Genomic DNA, 18100 nt, shown 5'->3' with positions numbered 1-18100 from the left:
CGCCCGCCCGAGAGCGACCGTCGGCGCGCCGCCCCCGAGCGCGCGGCCCGACCCGCACGCCACTCCCAGGAGCGCACCCGCGTTGTCCCCGATCCCCAGCGCCCAGCTGAGCACCCGCATCCAGCCCGCGGCCACGCCGCCCGAGCTGATCCGGAACTTCTGCATCATCGCGCACATCGACCACGGCAAGTCGACCCTGGCCGACCGCATGCTGCAGCTCACCGGTGTCGTCGAGCCGCGCGCCATGCGCGCCCAGTACCTCGACCGCATGGACATCGAGCGCGAGCGCGGCATCACGATCAAGTCGCAGGCCGTCCGCATGCCGTGGGCGGTCGTCGAGGACGGGGTCGAGACCCCGCACGCGCTGAACATGATCGACACCCCGGGCCACGTCGACTTCACGTACGAGGTCTCCCGCTCGCTCGCCGCGTGCGAGGGCGCCGTGCTGCTCGTCGACGCGGCGCAGGGCATCGAGGCGCAGACCCTCGCGAACCTGTACCTCGCGATGGAGAACGAGCTCGAGATCATCCCCGTGCTCAACAAGATCGACCTCCCGGCGGCGCAGCCCGAGAAGTACGCGGAGGAGCTCGCGAACCTCGTGGGCGGCGACCCGGACGACGTGCTCAAGGTCTCGGGCAAGACGGGCGCGGGCGTCGAGGCGCTCCTCGACCGCATCGTCGAGCGCGTCCCCGCCCCCGTGGGCGACGCCGACGCCCCGGCGCGCGCGATGATCTTCGACTCCGTCTACGACACCTACCGCGGCGTCGTGACCTACGTGCGCGTCATCGACGGGAACCTCAACCCGCGCGAGCGCATCCTCATGATGTCGACGCGCGCGACCCATGAGCTGCTCGAGATCGGCGTCATCTCGCCCGAGCCGATCGTCACGAGGGGACTGGGCGTCGGCGAGGTCGGCTACCTCATCACGGGCGTGAAGGACGTGCGCCAGTCCAAGGTCGGCGACACGGTGACGAACTCCGCGAAGCCCGCGGCGGAGGCGCTCGGCGGCTACTCCGACCCCAAGCCGATGGTCTTCTCGGGCCTGTACCCGATCGACGGCACCGACTACCCGGTGCTGCGCGACGCGCTCGACAAGCTCAAGCTCAACGACGCCGCGCTCAACTACGAGCCGGAGACCTCGGTCGCGCTCGGCTTCGGCTTCCGCGTCGGGTTCCTCGGCCTGCTGCACCTGGAGATCGTGCGCGAGCGGCTCGAGCGCGAGTTCGACCTCGACCTCATCTCGACCGCGCCGAACGTCGTCTACGACGTGACGCTCGAGGACGGCACGCTCGTCAAGGTGACGAATCCGTCGGAGTTCCCGGGCGGCAAGATCAAGCAGGTCAGCGAGCCCGTCGTGCGCGCCACGATCCTCGCGCCGAGCGAGTTCGTCGGCACCGTCATGGGTCTGTGCAACGACCGCCGCGGCCAGATGCTCGGCATGGACTACCTGTCCGAGGACCGCGTCGAGCTGCGCTTCACGCTGCCGCTCGCCGAGATCGTGTTCGACTTCTTCGACCAGCTCAAGTCCCGCACGCGCGGGTACGCGTCGCTCGACTACGAGCCCTCGGGCGACCAGGTCGCGGACCTCGTCAAGGTCGACATCCTGCTCCAGGGCGAGCAGGTCGACGCGTTCAGCGCGATCGTGCACAAGGACAAGGCGTACGACTACGGCGTGATGATGACCGCCAAGCTCAAGGAGATCATCCCGCGCCAGCAGTTCGAGGTGCCGATCCAGGCGGCCGTGGGTGCGCGCGTCATCGCGCGCGAGACCGTGCGCGCGATGCGCAAGGACGTCCTCGCCAAGTGCTACGGCGGCGACATCAGCCGCAAGCGCAAGCTGCTCGAGAAGCAGAAGGAGGGCAAGAAGCGCATGAAGAACATCGGGTCCGTCGAGGTCCCGAAGGACGCCTTCATCGCCGCGCTCTCCTCTGACGCCGCGGGCGGCAAGGACACCAAGGACAAGTCGAAGAAGTGAGCCCGGCCCTGCCTGACGGCGAGCCGGTCCCGCCCGACGGCTCGCTCCCCGCGTGGGTCGCGTCGGGCGGGGCGGGCGTGGACGGCGGGGGTGCGGCGGGCCCGACGGCGCCGCGCGGGTTCGGCGTCTACCTGCACGTCCCGTTCTGCTCGGTCCGGTGCGGGTACTGCGACTTCAACACCTACACGGCCTCCGAGCTCGGCGGGGGCGCGAGCCAGGCGTCGTACGCGAGCACGGCGCTGCGCGAGATCGACCTCGCGGCCCGCGTCCTGCGCGACGCCGGCCTGCCCGAGCGGCCGGTGTCGACCGTGTTCGTCGGCGGCGGGACGCCCACGCTGCTGCCCGCCGGCGACCTCGCCCGCCTGCTCCACGGCGTGCGCGACGCGTGGGGCCTCGCGCCCGACGCCGAGGTGACGACCGAGGCCAACCCCGACTCGGTGACGCCGGAGTCCCTCGCGGAGCTCGCGGAGGCCGGGTTCACGCGCGTCTCGTTCGGCATGCAGTCCGCCGTCCCGCACGTGCTCGCGACCCTCGAGCGCACGCACGACCCGCGACGCATCCCCGACGTCGTGCGCTGGGCGCGCGACGCGGGCCTCCAGGTCTCGCTCGACCTCATCTACGGCACGCCGGGCGAGAGCCTGGACGACTGGCGGGCGAGCCTGGGCGCCGCCCTCGCGACGGGTGTCGACCACGTGTCGGCCTACGCCCTCGTCGTCGAGGCGGGCACCAAGATGGCCGCCCAGGTGCGCCGCGGCGAGGTGGCGCTGCCGAGCGAGGACGACCAGGCCACGAAGTACGAGCTCGCCGACGAGCTCCTCACCGAGGCCGGGCTGACCTGGTACGAGGTGAGCAACTGGGCACGCACGGACGACGACCGCTGCCGCCACAACCTCGCGTACTGGCGGGGCGACGACTGGTGGGGGATCGGGCCCGGTGCGCACTCGTACGTCGCGGCGCCGTCGGCCGGCCTCGCGCACGCGACGACCGGTCCGGCGACGGACCCGACGACCGTGACCGACGACACGGGCGCGTCGGTCCAGGACCCGCGGGTCGGCGTGCGATGGTGGAACGTGAAGCACCCGCGCCGCTACGCGGCGCTGCTCGAGGCGGGCACGAGCCCCGCCGCAGGGCGTGAGCTCCTCACGCGGGACGAGGGCCGGCTCGAGCAGGCCATGCTCGGCGTGCGGCTGCACGGGGGTCTCGACCTCGCGGTCCTGTCCCCGGCCGGACGGCGCGCCGTCGCCGGGCTCGTCGCGAACGGGCTCCTCGACGGCCGCGCGGCGATCGCGGGACGTGCGGTGCTCACCCTGCGAGGACGGTTGCTGGCAGACACGGTGGTACGGGAGATCACGGACGAGTGACGACGACCCACGAGGCATCTCGACCCGGGACGACCCCTGCGGTGGTCGGCCGCCCGACGCTCGAGACGCCTCGTGTCGTCGGGCACGTGCGCGCCCCGTCGTCGGGCCGCCGGCCGGGCCGCCCGACCGTGCGGTACCGGCGCATGCCGGGGCTGGACGGCCTGCGGGCGCTCGCCGTGGGGGTCGTGGTGGCGTTCCACCTCGCCCCCGCCACCTTCCCGGGCGGGTACGTCGGGGTCGACGTCTTCTTCGTGCTCTCCGGCTTCCTCATCACGACGCTGCTCGTGCGCGAGCACCGCGACCGGCAGCACGTGGGGCTGCGGTCCTTCTGGGCGCGCCGGGCGCGTCGCCTGCTGCCCGCGCTCGGGCTGGTCGTGGCGGTGTGCACGGCGGTCGCGGCGGTCGTCGGCGGCGACGTCCTCGTCGGGATCGGCCCCCAGCTGCTCGGCGCCGCGACGTTCACGAGCAACTGGGTCGACGTCGCGAGCGGCGCCACCTACTCGGGAGCCCTGCTCCCGCACCTCTTCGGCAACCTCTGGTCGCTCGCGGTCGAGGAGCAGTTCTACCTCCTGTGGCCGCTCGCCGTCGTGCTCCTGTGCGTCGTGCGGCCCCTGCGCCGCCGGGCGCCGTGGATCGTCGCCGGTCTGGGGCTGGCGTCCGCGGCCCTCATGGCGCTGCTCTACGCGCCCGGCACCGACCCGACGCGCGTCTACGTCGGTACCGACACCCACCTCTTCGCGCTCATGGCCGGGGCGGCGCTCGCGTTCTGGCACGTGCGCCCCGTCCAGCGGCCCGACGGCGACGCCCGGTCGAGCGCCGACGCGCACGTCCTCCTGCCGGGCGGGCCGCGCGTGCGCACGCCGCGCGGCCGGCTCGCCGTCCTCGCCGCCGGGGTGGCGGGCGCGGTCGTGCTCGGGGTCGCGGTCGCGACGATGCGCTGGGACGACGCCCTCGCCTACCGCGGCGGGCTGCTCGTGTGCGCCGTCGCCGCGACCGCGGTGCTCAACGCCGTCGTGTGCCTGCCGGGTGTCGGCACGCAGCTCGACCGCGGCCCGCTCGGCTGGGTCGGACGGCGTTCCTACGGGCTCTACCTGTGGCACTGGCCGGTGCTCGTGCTCGCTGCGGCCTCGCTCGGGACCGTGGTCGGTCCCGTGCCGCCGGGAACGGTGCACCCGGTGGTCGTGGTCGTGACGCTCGCCGTGACGGTCGTCGCGGCGGCGCTCTCCTTCCGGTACGTCGAGCGGCCCGTCCTGCGGCGCGGGCTGCGCGGCGCGGCCCGCGACCTCGCGCACCGGCTCCAGCCGACGTCCGACGAGGCCGGGCCGCGGGTCCTCACCCGCCGGGGCTGGGCGCTCGCGGCGTCGTCCGCGCTCGTCGTCGGCCTCTCCGCCGCCGGGGTCGTCACGGCACCCGCCACGACGAGCGTCGAGCAGCAGATCGCGGCGGGGGAGCAGGCCGCGCGGGCGACGCAGCCCGCGTCGGACGCCCCGGCGGAGGCCGCTCCGGAGGCGGACGCCCCGGAGGGGGCGGCACCGGCTGACGGAGCCGGGCCGGAACCCGCCGCCTCGCCCGCACCGGACCCTGGGCCCGGGGCCGACGAGGCACCGGGAGCGCCGGTCGCCGCACCGACGGGGGACCGGGTCACCGTCGTCGGCGACTCGGTGACGCTCGCGAGCGCGCCCGCGCTCATGTCCGCGCTCCCGGGCGCCTACGTCGACGGCGCGGTCTCGCGCCAGGTCAAGGACGGACCGGCCGCGCTCGCCGCCGCGCGCGACGCGGGCGCGCTGCGGCCCTACGTCGTCGTCTCCCTCGGGACGAACAGCACCGCGAGCGCCGCGGCGATGGACGAGCTGCTCGCGGCGATCGGACCCGACCACCGCGTCGTGCTCGTCACCGGGTACGCCGACCGGCCATGGGTCCCGGGAACCAACGCCGAGATCGTCGCCGCCGCGGGCCGGCACCCCGGCGTGGTCGTCGCGGACTGGGCGGCCGCGGTGGCCGCGGACCCGTCCGTGCTCGGCCCGGACGGCGTGCACCCCACGGACGCCGGCGGGACGACGTACACGGCGGTCGTCGTCGACGGCCTGACCCGCGCGGCGGCGCTGGGCTCCGCGACGAGCTGACCCTGCGCACGTCGTGCGGTCTCGCCCGTGGGGGGCGCCGGGTGACTTCTGCCCCCCGGCCGTTCCGCCCGGCGTTTCCCCTAGCGTCGTCGGCGGAATCCCGAGAGGCTGTACGGCGACAGCGAAATGTGCGACCGACACACGACGTCCACATCCGGTGCGTGGCGGCGGTTCACCGCGGCCCCGTCGACCGTCCGAGGAGACCCATGAGCGAGAGCACCGCCGGCGGCCCGCCGCGCGACGAGAACGAGCCGCAGCTCCCGTCCGACGACGCCCCGGCGTCCGAGAACCCGTACGCGGCGGCCGAGCCGTCGGTCCCGCCCCAGGAGCCCACCGCCCAGGAGCCGCCGGCGCCGCAAGAACCTCCCGCACCCCAGAGCCCGCCCGCCCCGCAGATGCCGCCCGGCCCCGCGCAGCCCGCGGCCCCGCCCTACGGCGCTCCCCCCGCGGGTGCGTACCCGCCCCCGGCCGGGCCGCCTCCCGGTCAGCCGTACGGCGCTGCGCCGGCCGGTGCGTACCCGCCGCCTGCGGGGCCGCCGCCCGCGCAGCAGTACGGCCAGCAGCCGCCGGGGCAGCCGCCGTACGGCGGGCAGCCCGGCTACCCGCCGCCGGCCGCGCCGTACGGGCAGCCGGGGTACCCGGGGCAGACGGTCCAGGTGCAGGACGCGTTCTCCTACGGCTGGAACAGGTTCACGCAGAACGTCGGGGTCATCCTCGGCGGCGTCCTCACGTACGTCGCCGTGCTCGCCGGCCTGTCGGTCGCGTTCTGGGCGATCCTCGTCGGGACGGCGCAGACGACCGTCGACCCGGTCACCGGCGAGGTCAGCACGGCGGGCGGGTTCGCGTTCGGGTTCGGCACGTTCCTGTTCGTCGCGGTCTTCGTCGTGCTCGGCTTCCTCGTGCAGGCCGCGGTGGTCAACGTGTCGCTCCTGGTCACCCGGGGCAAGAAGCTCGAGTACGCGGACTTCTTCCGGTACCCGAACCTCGGCACCGTGATCCTCGCCGCCCTCCTCATCGGGCTCGCGACGGGCGTGCTGGCCATCACGATCGTGGGACCGATCGTGTTCGTGTTCTTCGCCCAGTTCACGCTGTTCTACGTCATCGACAAGAAGCTCGGCGTCTTCGACGCGTTCAAGGCGAGCTTCACGGTCGTGAGCAGGAACCTCGGCACGGTCGTGCTGCTGTTCCTCGGCGTGTACCTCGCGCAGCTCGTCGGGACGCTCCTGTGCTACGTCGGCCTCCTCGTCGCGCTGCCGGTCGCCCAGATCGCGACGGCGTACGTGTACCGACGCCTGAACGCCGAGCAGCCCGTCTGACGAGGGTGGGCGCCGCGGTGCTCGCCGCGCGCCCAGGCCTCTGAGCAGCCAGGATAGGACCGAGCACGTCGAGGACGCGTGCTGCCCGCAGCACGTGACGACGAGGAACGAGGTGCATGATGACGGACCCCACGAACCCGGGCGGCCAGCCGCCCCGCGACGACGAGCCGACGCCGACGGACGGTTCCGGCACCCCGCAGCAGCCCGCAGAACCGCCCGCCGGTCCGACCCCGGACCAGCCCGCAGGCCCACCACCCACGACCCCCGACGCCGACGCTCCGCCGGCCTCGCCGTACGGTCCGGGCGGGACGACGCCGCAGGACCCGGCCGCGCCGCCGTCGGGTCCGCCGGCCTGGGGTGCACCGCAGGACCCGGCCGCCCCGCCGTCGGGCCCGCCCGCGTACGGTGCGCCCGGCGCCTACGGCGCACCTGCGGGCGCGCCGGGCGACCCCACGGCCCCGGGCCCGACCACCCCGCCGCCGGGCGCCTACCCGCCCCCGTCCGGCGCCTATCCTCCGCCGCCGGGTACGTACCCGCAGGCGGCGGGCGGCTACGGCGCCCAGCCCGGGTACACCGGGCCGGCGTTCGCGGTGGGTGAGGCGATCTCCTACGGCTGGCGCAAGGTCACCTCGAACCTCGGTCCGTGGATCCTCGTCGCGCTCATCTTCATCGCGGTCAACGTGGCGTGGAACCTCATCACGGGCGGGTTCGACCGGTTCCAGGACCAGTTCGACTACACGGACACCAGCTTCGCCGCGGTCACGGGCGTCACGTTCGCGAGCGTCCTGCTCGGGATCGTCGGCACCGTCATCAGCTACCTCGTCACGGCGATCTTCACGCGCGGCGCGCTCGACGAGGTGGACGGTCGCCGCCCGGACGTCGCGGCGTTCTTCCGGATCGGCAACGTCGTCAACGTGCTGCTCGCGGCGCTGATCGTCGGCATCCTCACAGGCGTCGGGCTCATCCTGTGCGTCCTGCCCGGGCTTGCGGTGCTGCTCTTCTCCGCGTTCGTCTACTACGTCGCGCTCGACCAGGGCGTCGACGCGATCACGGCGGTCCGGACGAGCTTCTCGCTCGTGGCCAAGAACTTCGGCCAGGTGTTCCTGCTGCTGCTCGCGCTCTTCGGCATCAACATCCTCGGCGCGATCCCGTGCGGCCTCGGCCTGTTCGTCACGATCCCGCTGAGCTACGTGGCCGTCGGTTTCGCCTACCGCCGCCTCACCGGGGGCGTGCCCGCCGCCTGACGGCCGGTCGTCGTCGCCCGTCCACCGCGCCCCGGTGCCGCCCGTCGGTGCCGGGGCGCGGTGCGTCCGGGCCCCGGGCGAGGTGGTCAGGACGCCGTGACGAAGTCGATGAGCTCCTCGACGCGACCGAGCAGGGACGGCTCGAGATCCGCGTACGTGCGTACGGTGCCGAGGATGCGCTGCCACGCGCGGCCGACGTCCTCCGCGGACTCCGCGGGCCAGCCCAGCTCGCGCAGGATGCCACGCTTCCACTCCGTGCCCCGCTCGATCACGGGCCAGCGGTCCAGGCCGACGCGCGCCGGCTTCACGGCCTGCCACACGTCGACGTACGGGTGCCCGAGCACGAGCACGGTGCCTGCGGGGGAGCGGCGCAGCGCCTCGTCGGCGATCCGCCGCTCCTTGCTCCCGGGGACGAGGTGGTCCACGAGCACGCCCACCCGGCGCTGCGGCGTCGGGCCGAAGTCCGCGAGCGCCGCCGCGAGGTCGTCCACGCCGTGGAGCGGCTCGACGACGACGCCCTCGACGCGCAGGTCGTCGCCCCACACCTTCTCGACGAGCTCGGCGTCGTGCTTGCCCTCGACCCAGATGCGGCTGCCGCGGGCCACCCGCGCCCGCTGCCCGACGACGGCCCGCGAGCCGGACGCGGTGCGTGCGGGGGCGGCGGGGGCGCGGGACGTGACGGGCGCGGTGAGCTCGACCGGTTCGCCGTCGACCCAGAACCCGGGCCCGAGCGGGAACGTCCGCGTGCGGCGCGCACGGTCCTCGAGCACGACCACGTGCATGCCGCCCGACTTCTCGACCCGCACGACGGCGCCGACCCACCCCGTCTGCACCTCCTCGACCACGAGCCCGCGCTCGGCGGGCTGCGGTCGGGAGACCGGTCGCGCGCGGTGGTGGGCGGGGGCGGGCGTGCCGCCGAGGACGTCGGAGCCATACCGGTCGAAGGACACGCCGTCACCCTAGGTCAGCGCCGGACGCCCCCCGGCGAGATCGGCCCGTGCGTCGCGACATCGGCCTCCGGAGGGTCGATCTCGGACGCTCGGGCCGATCTCGGCGCTCTGCTCCGGATGCGTCTCCGGCGCGCGCGGTGCCGGGCCGGGGTGGTACCACGGAGCGGTGAGCCCGCAGCGCGCCGAACCGGACCCGAACCGCTGGCGTGTGCTGCCCGTCTGCCTCGCGGTGGGCTTCGTCACGACGCTCGACGTCTCGATCGTCAACGTCGCCCTGCCGTCGATCGAGTCGTCGCTCGAGGCGGGCCCCACGGAGCTCCAGCTCGTCGTCGCGGGCTACACGCTCGCGTTCGGGCTCGCCCTGGTGCCCGCCGGCCGACTCGGGGACGCGGGCGCCCGGCGCTCGCTGTTCATCGCCGGCCTGGTGGGCTTCGCGCTCATGAGCCTCGCGTGCGGGCTCGCGCCCACCGACACGTGGCTGGGCGTCGCGCGCCTGCTCCAGGGGGTGAGCGCGGGCATCCTCAACCCGCAGGTCGTCGGGCTCATCCAGCAGCTGTTCTCGGGGTTCGAGCGCGGCCGGGCGTTCGGCATGTTCGGCGCGACGATCGGCGTCTCGACGGCGCTCGGCCCGCTGCTCGGCGGCCTCATCATCGCGGCGGCCGGCTCCGCGGACGGGTGGCGCTGGGTGTTCCTCGTGAACCTCCCGGTCGTCGCCGTCCTGCTGCCGTTCGCGTGGCGGCTCGTGCCCGGACCACCGCCCTCCGACGCGCGGACCAGACGGGGCCCGCGTCGCCTCGACCTCGTCGGGCTGACGCTCCTGGGCGCCGCGACGCTCGGCGTCATGATGCCGTTCGTCACGACCACGGGGCAGGGCGACGACGCGTCGCGCTGGTGGTGGCTCGCCGCCGCGGCGGCGGCGGGGCTGGCGGCCGTGGCCTGGGAGCGGCGCTACCAGCGGCGTACGGGGGAGGCGGTGCTCGACCCGCAGGTCGTGGGGCTGGGGTCCTTCCGCAACGGGGCGCTGCTCGGGCTCGCCTACTTCGCGGGCTTCACGGGCATCTTCCTCGTCGTCACCCTCTACCTCCAGGACGAGCTCGGGTACACGCCGCTCCAGGCAGGGCTCGTCGGGACGCCGTTCGCGGTCGCGTCGGGAGTCTCCGCGTGGTTCTCGGGCCGGTGGGTCGCGCGGTGGGGCCGCCAGCTCGTCGTGGGTGGCGTGCTGCTCGTCCTCGTCGGGGTGGTCGCGGCGGACGCCGTGGTGCGGCTGCTCGGGGACGACCCCGGCGCGGTCGGACCGGCGCTCGCGGGCGCGCTGCTGGTCGCCGGGGCGGGCAGCGGCACGGTCATCGCGCCGAACCAGACCCTCACGCTGTCCGAGGTCCCCGTGAGCCGCGCGGGCGTCGCGGGGAGCATGCTCCAGCTCGGCCAGCGCATCGGGTCGGCGGTCGGGATCTCGGTCGTGCTGTCCGTGTACTACGGCGGACTGGCGAGCGGCGACACGGCGGCGCACGCGACGGGGCGCGCGCTGCTCGTGACGATCGTGCTCGTCGCGCTCGCGCTCGTCGTCGGGCTCGTGGACCTGCGTTCGCGACGAGCGGAGGACCGCGGGACGGGCCGCGCGGACGCGTAGGATTGGCACTCGGAGGTCGAGAGTGCCGACGCCCGCGCGCCCGCCCGGGGCGGCGACGGTGCGGCACACGGAGGTGGACGTGAGCGAGGAGCGCCGGCTCGAGGTGCTGCGGGCGATCGTCGAGGACTACGTCCTCACGCGCGAGCCCGTGGGGTCGCGCGTGCTCACCGAGCGGCACAGCCTCGGCGTCTCGCCCGCGACGATCCGCAACGACATGGCGGCCCTCGAGGACGCCGGGTTCATCGCGCAGCCGCACACCTCTGCGGGGCGCATCCCGACGGACAAGGGCTACCGCCTCTTCGTCGACCGCCTCTCGGGCGTGAAGCCGCTGTCGGCGCCGGAGAAGCGCGCGATCGAGACCTTCCTCTCCGAGGGGGTCGACCTCGACGACGTCATCGCGCGCGCCGGGCGTCTGCTCGCGCAGCTCACGGGCCAGGTCGCGGTCGTGCAGTACCCGTCCCTGAGCCGGTCCGGGCTGCGTCACCTCGAGCTCGTGCCGGTCGGGGAGTCGCGCCTGCTCGTCGTCATCATCACCGACACCGGGCGCGTCGAGCAGCGCACGCTCGAGGTCGCGAGCGTGCCCGGCGAGGGCACCCTCGTCGAGGTCCGGGCGCGGCTCAACGCGGCGGCCGCGGGCAAGCGCCTCACCGACCTCGCCACGGGGCTCGCCGCGGTGACGGAGAGCTTCCACCCCGACGACGCCCCGCTCGTGCGCGCGGTGGGCGACCTCGTCGCGCAGACGCTCGCTGAGGAGAGCGAGGAGCGCCTCGTGCTCGCCGGCACGGCGAACCTCGCCCGTGCGGGCATGCGGTTCGAGCACGCGCTGCGCCCGGTCCTCGAGGCGCTCGAGGAGCAGGTCGTCCTTCTCGGTCTCCTCACCGAGATGGCGGCCGACTCTGGCGTGAGCGTGCGGATCGGGCACGAGACCCAGCTCGAGGGCCTCGTCGAGACCTCCGTCGTGACGACCGGTTACGGTAACGACGGTGACACGGTCGCCCTCGTCGGCTCGATCGGGCCGACCCGCATGGACTATCCCGGGACCATCGCGGCGGTGCGCGCCGTCGCGCGCTACCTGTCACGGGTGCTCGGCACGTGAGCCCCGCCGCGGCCTCCCCGCGCGCGGCGGGCACCCTCGACGACCGGCCCCGTGCCGGTCTCACGACCCCCAGACCCTTCACGACCGGCCCCGTGCCGGCCTCACGACCCGCACCAGCAGAGAGTGACGTGTGAGCGACTACTACGAGATCCTGGGCGTGGCGCGCGACGCCAGCCAGGACCAGATCAAGAAGGCGTACCGCAAGCTCGCGCGCGAGCTGCACCCGGACGTCGCGGGCGAGGAGGCGGGGGACCGCTTCAAGGACGTCGCGCGCGCGTACGAGGTGCTCTCCAACCCCGAGAAGCGCCAGCAGTACGACCTCGGCGTCGACCCGAGCGCCCCCGGCGGGGGCGCCGGCCCCATGGGCGGCGGCTTCGGCTTCCAGGACATCTTCGAGACGTTCTTCGGCGGCGGGCAGGCGCAGCAGGGCCCCATCCCGCGCGCCCGGCGCGGCCAGGACGCGCTCGTGCGGCTCGACATCGACCTGTCCGAGGCGACGTTCGGCGCGCAGCGCGAGCTCCAGGTGGACACCGCGGTCGTGTGCGGGACGTGCGGCGGCACGTGCTGTCGTCCGGGCACCTCGCCGCGCACGTGCGACGTCTGCCACGGGCGCGGCACGGTCCAGCGCGTCGCGCGCTCGTTCCTCGGCCAGGTCATGACGAGCGCCCCGTGCGCCGCGTGCCAGGGCTTCGGCACCGTCATCCCCGAGCCGTGCGCCGAGTGCTCCGGCGAGGGTCGCGTGCGCAGCCGCCGCAGCCTCACCGTCAACGTCCCCGCGGGCGTCGACACCGGCACGCGCATCAAGCTCACCGCGCAGGGCGAGGTCGGGCCGGCCGGCGGCCCCGCGGGCGACCTCTACGTGGAGATCCGCGAGCGCAACCACGACACGTTCGTGCGCCGCGGCGACGACCTGCACTGCACGCTCCAGGTGCCCATGACCGCGGCCGCGCTCGGCACGGTCCTCGAGCTCGAGACGCTCGACGGAGCCCAGGAGATCGACCTGCGCCCGGGCACGCAGCCGGGCCAGATCGTCACGCTCAAGAACCTGGGGGTCGGGCACCTGCACGGCAGCGGCCGTGGCGACCTCAACGTGCACATCGAGGTCCAGGTGCCGCGCGAGCTCGACGAGGAGCAGGAGCAGCTCCTGCGCACGCTCGCGACGCTGCGCGGCGAGGAGCGGCCCGAGCCGCGCCTGTCCGCCGCGCACCCGGGCGTGTTCTCGCGCCTGCGCGACAAGCTCTCCGGGCGCTGAGAGGGGCGGGCGCGTGAGTGCTCCGGTGTTCCTCGCCGAGACCGGGCTCGACGCCGTCGCGCCCGGCGACCGCTACGTCCTCGACGGGGCGGAGGGGCGCCACGCGGGCGTCGTCCAGCGCCGCGGGACGGGTGAGCGGGTCGACGTCGTGGACGGGGACGGGCTGCGCCTGCGGTGCGTCGTCGAGCACGCCGACGCGGGCCGCGTGACCCTGCTCGTGCAGGAGGTCGACCGCGAGCCCGCGCCCGCCGTCGTCGTGACGCTCGTCCAGGCCCTGGCCAAGGGCGACCGCGACGAGATGGCGATCGAGGCGGCCACCGAGATCGGGGTCGACGTCGTGGTCCCGTGGCAGGCGGAGCGCTCCGTCGTCGTGTGGCGGGGCGAGCGCGCCGCGAAGTCCCGCGCGCGCTGGCTCGCGACCGTCCGCACCGCGACGAAGCAGGCGCGTCGCGCGCGCCTGCCGCACGTGGAGGTGGCTCTCGACTCGCGTGGCCTCGCCGCCCGGGCGGCCGACGTCGTCGCGCGGGGCGGGTGCGCGATCGTGCTGCACGAGGAGGCGGCGACGCCGCTCGCCGACGTCGCGCTGCCCGACGGCGCGACCGCGGACGGCGGGCCGGCGCCCGAGGTGCTGGTCGTCGTCGGCCCGGAGGGCGGGATCTCCGACCGTGAGGTCGCCGACCTCACGGCGGCCGGCGCGGTCGCGGCCCGGCTGGGCCCGCACGTCCTGCGCACGTCGACCGCCGGACCCGTCGCCGTCGCGCTGCTCGCCGAGCGCCTCGGCCGCTGGGGCGTGGCGGCCGGGCCTGGACTAGCCTCGGGGTCATGACGAGCACCGACGCACGCACGGACCCGGACTGCCTCTTCTGCCGCATCGTCGCGGGCGAGCTGCCCGCGGACGTCGTGGCGACGAGCGACCGTGCGATCGCCTTCCGCGACATCAACCCGCAGGCTCCGGTGCACGTGCTCGTCGTGCCGCGCGACCACCACGGCGACATCGCCCAGCTCGCGGCCGCCGACCCGGAGCTGCTGAGCGACGTCGTCGCGCTCGCCGACGAGGTCGCGGGCGACCAGGCCGACGGCCAGTTCCGCCTGATCTTCAACTCCGGCCCGCGCGCCGGGCAGAGCGTGTTCCACGTGCACGGGCACGTCATCGCGGGCGCCGAGCTCGGGTGGACGCCCGCCTGAGCCCTGCGCGAAAGGACGTGTGGGGCCCGAGCACGCTCGGTACGATAGAGGCGATCTGCGGGGCCCTGGCGGCCCCGGCCCTACCGTCCGACCGAAGGAGCGCAGCGGCGCAAGCCGGCTCATGACCTCTCCGTCCCGAGAACCCGACCCCCAGCCGCACCGGGTCGAGCACCGCATCGTCATCCCGAACCACGTGCCGATGGTGGCGCTCCTCGGCAGCCGCGACTCCGTGCTCCGGGCCGTCGAGGAGGGGTTCGGCTCGGTCGACGTGCACGTGCGCGGCAACGAGATCGCGGTCTCCGGCCCTCCGGGGGATGTCGCGCTCGCCTCGCGGCTGCTCGACGAGCTCGTCGAGGTCGTCGAGGCCGGCACGCAGCTCACGGCGGACGTCGTGTCGCGCTCCATCGCGATGCTCACGGCCGCGACGGCGTCGCGCCCGGCCGAGGTGCTGACGCTCAACATCCTGTCGAGCCGCGGGCGCACGATCCGGCCCAAGACCGTCGGGCAGAAGCGCTACGTCGAGGCGATCGACGCCAGCACGATCACGTTCGGCATCGGGCCCGCGGGCACGGGCAAGACGTACCTCGCGATGGCCAAGGCCGTCCAGGCGCTGCAGTCCAAGCAGGTCAACCGGATCATCCTCACGCGCCCGGCCGTCGAGGCGGGGGAGCGGCTCGGGTTCCTGCCCGGCTCGCTCACGGAGAAGATCGACCCGTACCTGCGCCCGCTGTACGACGCGCTGCACGACATGATCGACCCCGACTCGATCCCCAAGCTCATCGAGGCAGGCACGATCGAGGTCGCGCCGCTGGCCTTCATGCGCGGCCGGAGCCTCAACGACTCGTTCATCATCCTCGACGAGGCGCAGAACACGACGACCGAGCAGATGAAGATGTTCCTCACGCGCCTCGGGTTCGGGTCGCGCATGGTCATCACGGGCGACGCGACGCAGGTGGACCTGCCCGGCGGCACCCAGTCCGGGCTGCGCGTGATCGAGGACGTCCTCACGGGCGTGGACGACGTCGAGTTCTGCCGGCTCACGTCGTCCGACGTCGTGCGCCACCGGCTGGTGAGCGAGATCATCGACGCGTACGCGCGGTGGGACCTCGCGTCCGGGACCGGCGCCGGGGTGCGACAGGGGACGGGCGGCGGGCCGCGCCGCCGCGACGACGAGCGCCGCGGACGCCCCGCGGGCAGGGACCGACGGACGAGGGACGACGCGTGAGCATCGAGGTCAACAACGAGACCGAGGCCGAGGTCGACGAGGCCGAGTTCGCGGCGCTCGCGCGCTACGTGCTCGACGCGATGCGCGTGCACCCGCAGAGCGAGCTGTCGATCCTCTTCGTCGACACCGACGTCATGACCGAGCTGCACGTGCGCTGGATGGACGAGCCGGGCCCGACGGACGTGCTCTCGTTCCCCATGGACGAGCTGCGGCCCGGCCGCGACGGCGAGGTGTCCGGCCCCGGCCAGCTCGGCGACGTCGTGCTGTGCCCGGAGGTCGCCGCGCAGCAGGCGGTGACCGCGGGTCACTCGGCCGCGGAGGAGATGCTGCTGCTCACGACGCACGGCATCCTGCACCTGCTCGGCTACGACCACGCCGAGCCGGAGGAGGAGAAGGAGATGTTCGCGCTCCAGCGCAAGCTGCTCCTGACCTTCCTCGCCGGCCGGTGAGCGGCGAGCCCGTCGCGCTCCTGGCGGTCCTGACCGTCCTCACGGTCGTGCTCGCCGCGGCGCTGAGCGCCGGCGAGGCGGCGGTGCTGCGCGTGACGCGCGCGGCGGTCAGCGAGGCCGCGCTCGGCGAGGACCTGACGACGCCGCCGCGACCCTCGAGGCGTCGCGCCCTTGCCCTGCTCGCGGACCCGGCCGCGACCGCCCGCTCCGTCGGCTTCGTGCGCGTCGTCGCCGAGGTCGCCGCGATCACGTGCCTCACGCTGCTCGTCGCCGCGTGGCTCGAGCCGTGGTGGCAGGTCCTGCTCGTCGCGCTCGCGGTGAGCGTCGTGGTCGGGCTCCTCGTCGTGCGGGTCAGCCCGCGGTCTCTGGGCCGGAGGCACGCCGTGCGCGTCCTGCTCGCTCTCTCGGGCCTCCTCACGGGTATCGTCGCCGCGACCCGCTGGCTCACGCGCCTCGCGCCCGCACCCGACTCCGGAGCGCACGAGCGCGAGCTGCAGGACATGGTGGACCGCGTGAACGAGTCCGAGGTCATCGAGGACGAGGAGCGCGAGCTCATCCGCTCGGTGTTCGAGCTCGGGAGCACGCTGACGCGCGAGGTCATGGTCCCGCGCACGGACATGGTCACGACCTCGCGGGACACGCCGCTGCGCAAGACGCTGTCGCTGTTCCTGCGCTCGGGTTTCTCCCGCATCCCCGTGACGGGGACGTCCGCGGACGACCTCGTCGGCGTCGCCTACTTCAAGGACGTCGTGCGCGTCCTCCAGGGCGGCCCGGAGACGGACGCCCGGCCGGTCGGCGACGTCGCGCGCGCCGCGATCTTCGTGCCCGAGTCCAAGCCCGTGGACGACCTCCTGCGCGAGATGCAGGCGTCGTCCTCGCACATCGCGATGGTCGTCGACGAGTACGGCGGCATCGCCGGGCTCGTGACCATCGAGGACGCGCTCGAGGAGATCGTCGGCGAGCTGACCGACGAGCACGACCGGCCCGAGCCCGAGGTCGAGGACCTCGGCGAGGGCGTGCTGCGCGTCCCCGCGCGGCTCGGCGTGGACGAGCTCGGCGAGCTCTTCGGCCTCGACCTGGACGACGACGACGTGGACACCGTCGGCGGTCTGCTCGCCAAGACCCTCGGCAAGGTCCCGCTGCCCGGTTCCGTGGCCGACGTCCACGGCCTGCGGATCGAGGCCGACCGGGTCGAGGGCCGGCGCAAGCAGCTCGCGACCGTCCTCGTCTCCCACGCTGCCCCACCGTCCGTCGTACCGCCCGCGGCGCCCCTCGAGCCGGAGACCCCGGCCGACCACCGACCCTCCCTCCCGACCGTGAAGGACACCCCGTGAGCACGACCACCCCCGAGCACCGCTCCGGATTCGCCTGCCTGGTCGGGCGGCCCAACGCCGGCAAGTCGACCCTGACCAACGCCCTCGTCGGCCAGAAGGTCGCCATCACGTCGGGGCGCCCGCAGACGACCCGGCACACGATCCGCGGGATCGTGCACCGCCCCGACGCGCAGCTCGTGCTCGTCGACACCCCGGGCCTGCACCGGCCCCGCACGCTGCTCGGCGAACGCCTCAACGACCTCGTGCGGGAGACGCTGACCGAGGTCGACGTCATCGCCTTCTGCCTGCCGGCGGACCAGAAGATCGGGCCGGGCGACCGGTTCATCGCGAACGAGCTCGCCGCGCTCATGCGCGGGCGCCGCGGCACGCCCGTGGTCGCCGTCGTGACGAAGGCGGACCTCGTCGACCGCGGCACGCTCGCCGCGCACCTGCTCGCCGTGGACCGGCTGGGGGAGATCGCGGGCGGCTGGGCGGACATCGTGCCGGTCTCGGCGCAGGACGGCTACCAGGTGGACGTCCTCACCGGCGTCCTGGTCTCGCACCTCCCCGAGGGGCCGGAGCTCTACCCGGGCGGGGAGCTCACCGACGAGCCCGAGGCCGTCATGGTCGCGGAGCTCGTGCGCGAGGCCGCGCTCGAGGGCGTGCGCGACGAGCTGCCGCACTCGCTCGCCGTCCAGGTCGAGGAGATCGTGCCCCGCGAGGGCAGTGGCGACGAGGCCAGCGGGCGCCCGCCGCTGCTCGACGTGCGGGTCAACCTCTTCGTCGAGCGCGACTCGCAGAAGGCGATCGTCATCGGCCGAGGCGGCTCGCGGCTGCGCGAGGTCGGCACGCGCGCCCGGCACGGCATCGAGGCGCTCCTCGGGACCCGCGTCTACCTCGACCTGCACGTCAAGGTCGCCAAGGACTGGCAGCGCGACCCCAAGCAGCTCCACCGTCTCGGCTTCTGACGCGTCTGGCGAA

At 74.4% G+C, this 18100-nt stretch carries 15 protein-coding genes; 14 read left to right on the top strand and 1 reads right to left on the bottom strand.

Features of this window, described 5'->3' with window-relative positions; translation table 11 throughout:
• Positions 1-82: 82 nt before the first annotated feature.
• The 5 genes from lepA (at position 83) to ACN9MS_RS13090 (ending at position 8019) form a co-directional block, all read left to right on the top strand.
• Positions 83-1975 (top strand): translation elongation factor 4, encoded by a 1893-nt coding sequence (lepA, locus tag ACN9MS_RS13110; RefSeq protein WP_426308986.1) that lies wholly within the window; start codon positions 83-85, stop codon positions 1973-1975.
• Positions 1972-3336 carry a radical SAM family heme chaperone HemW gene (gene hemW, locus ACN9MS_RS13105; RefSeq protein ID WP_426308985.1) on the top strand — a complete coding sequence of 455 codons (1365 nt, stop codon included), beginning with the start codon at positions 1972-1974 and terminating at the stop codon, positions 3334-3336. Before lepA ends, hemW begins: the two co-directional genes overlap by 4 nt.
• A gap of 41 nt (positions 3337-3377) precedes the next feature.
• The gene (locus ACN9MS_RS13100) at positions 3378-5459 is read left to right on the top strand and encodes an acyltransferase family protein (RefSeq protein WP_426308984.1); all 2082 of its coding nucleotides are present in this window, start codon (positions 3378-3380) and stop codon (positions 5457-5459) included.
• A 206-nt stretch (positions 5460-5665) separates the two neighbouring features.
• Positions 5666-6775, top strand: coding sequence for a hypothetical protein (locus tag ACN9MS_RS13095; protein ID WP_426308983.1), 1110 nt, complete (start codon positions 5666-5668; stop codon positions 6773-6775).
• 119 nt (positions 6776-6894) lie between these two features.
• A complete protein-coding gene (locus tag ACN9MS_RS13090; RefSeq protein ID WP_426308982.1) occupies positions 6895-8019 on the top strand; it encodes a hypothetical protein in 1125 nt (374 codons plus the stop codon).
• Between the two features lie 86 nt (positions 8020-8105).
• Here ACN9MS_RS13090 and ACN9MS_RS13085 read toward each other — a convergent pair whose 3' ends face one another.
• Positions 8106-8969: a DUF3097 domain-containing protein gene (locus ACN9MS_RS13085; protein ID WP_426308981.1), complete on the bottom strand. Its 864-nt coding sequence runs from the start codon at positions 8967-8969 to the stop codon at positions 8106-8108.
• Positions 8970-9135: 166 nt separating this feature from the next.
• On the opposite strand from ACN9MS_RS13085, the gene ACN9MS_RS13080 reads away from it, so the two are divergent.
• From ACN9MS_RS13080 to era, 9 genes are all read left to right on the top strand, one after another.
• Positions 9136-10599 carry an MFS transporter gene (locus tag ACN9MS_RS13080; protein WP_426308980.1) on the top strand — a complete coding sequence of 488 codons (1464 nt, stop codon included), beginning with the start codon at positions 9136-9138 and terminating at the stop codon, positions 10597-10599.
• A 79-nt stretch (positions 10600-10678) separates the two neighbouring features.
• On the top strand, positions 10679-11695 hold the full coding sequence (gene hrcA / locus ACN9MS_RS13075) for a heat-inducible transcriptional repressor HrcA (protein ID WP_426308979.1): 1017 nt from the start codon (positions 10679-10681) through the stop codon (positions 11693-11695).
• 130 nt (positions 11696-11825) lie between these two features.
• Positions 11826-12947, top strand: coding sequence for a molecular chaperone DnaJ (gene dnaJ, locus ACN9MS_RS13070; protein ID WP_426308978.1), 1122 nt, complete (start codon positions 11826-11828; stop codon positions 12945-12947).
• 13 nt (positions 12948-12960) lie between these two features.
• Complete coding sequence (locus ACN9MS_RS13065; protein WP_426308977.1) at positions 12961-13773, top strand: 16S rRNA (uracil(1498)-N(3))-methyltransferase; 813 nt, start codon at positions 12961-12963, stop codon at positions 13771-13773.
• Positions 13770-14132: a histidine triad nucleotide-binding protein gene (locus ACN9MS_RS13060; protein WP_426308976.1), complete on the top strand. Its 363-nt coding sequence runs from the start codon at positions 13770-13772 to the stop codon at positions 14130-14132. The genes ACN9MS_RS13065 and ACN9MS_RS13060 overlap by 4 nt, the downstream gene beginning before the upstream one ends.
• A 121-nt stretch (positions 14133-14253) precedes the next feature.
• Positions 14254-15357, top strand: coding sequence for a PhoH family protein (locus ACN9MS_RS13055; RefSeq protein ID WP_426308975.1), 1104 nt, complete (start codon positions 14254-14256; stop codon positions 15355-15357).
• Entirely contained in the window at positions 15354-15806 is a 453-nt protein-coding gene (ybeY, locus tag ACN9MS_RS13050; RefSeq protein ID WP_426308974.1) for an rRNA maturation RNase YbeY, read from the top strand. The genes ACN9MS_RS13055 and ybeY overlap by 4 nt, the downstream gene beginning before the upstream one ends.
• A complete protein-coding gene (locus ACN9MS_RS13045; protein WP_426308973.1) occupies positions 15803-17140 on the top strand; it encodes a hemolysin family protein in 1338 nt (445 codons plus the stop codon). Before ybeY ends, ACN9MS_RS13045 begins: the two co-directional genes overlap by 4 nt.
• Positions 17137-18087, top strand: a complete 951-nt coding sequence (gene era, locus ACN9MS_RS13040; protein ID WP_426308972.1) for a GTPase Era — start codon at positions 17137-17139, stop codon at positions 18085-18087. Before ACN9MS_RS13045 ends, era begins: the two co-directional genes overlap by 4 nt.
• Positions 18088-18100 lie beyond the last annotated feature (13 nt).

The organism is Cellulosimicrobium sp. E-16, from assembly GCF_049913115.1.
Classification (GTDB): Bacteria; Actinomycetota; Actinomycetes; order Actinomycetales; family Cellulomonadaceae; genus Cellulosimicrobium.
This window is presented reverse-complemented; position numbering and strand designations above follow the sequence as displayed.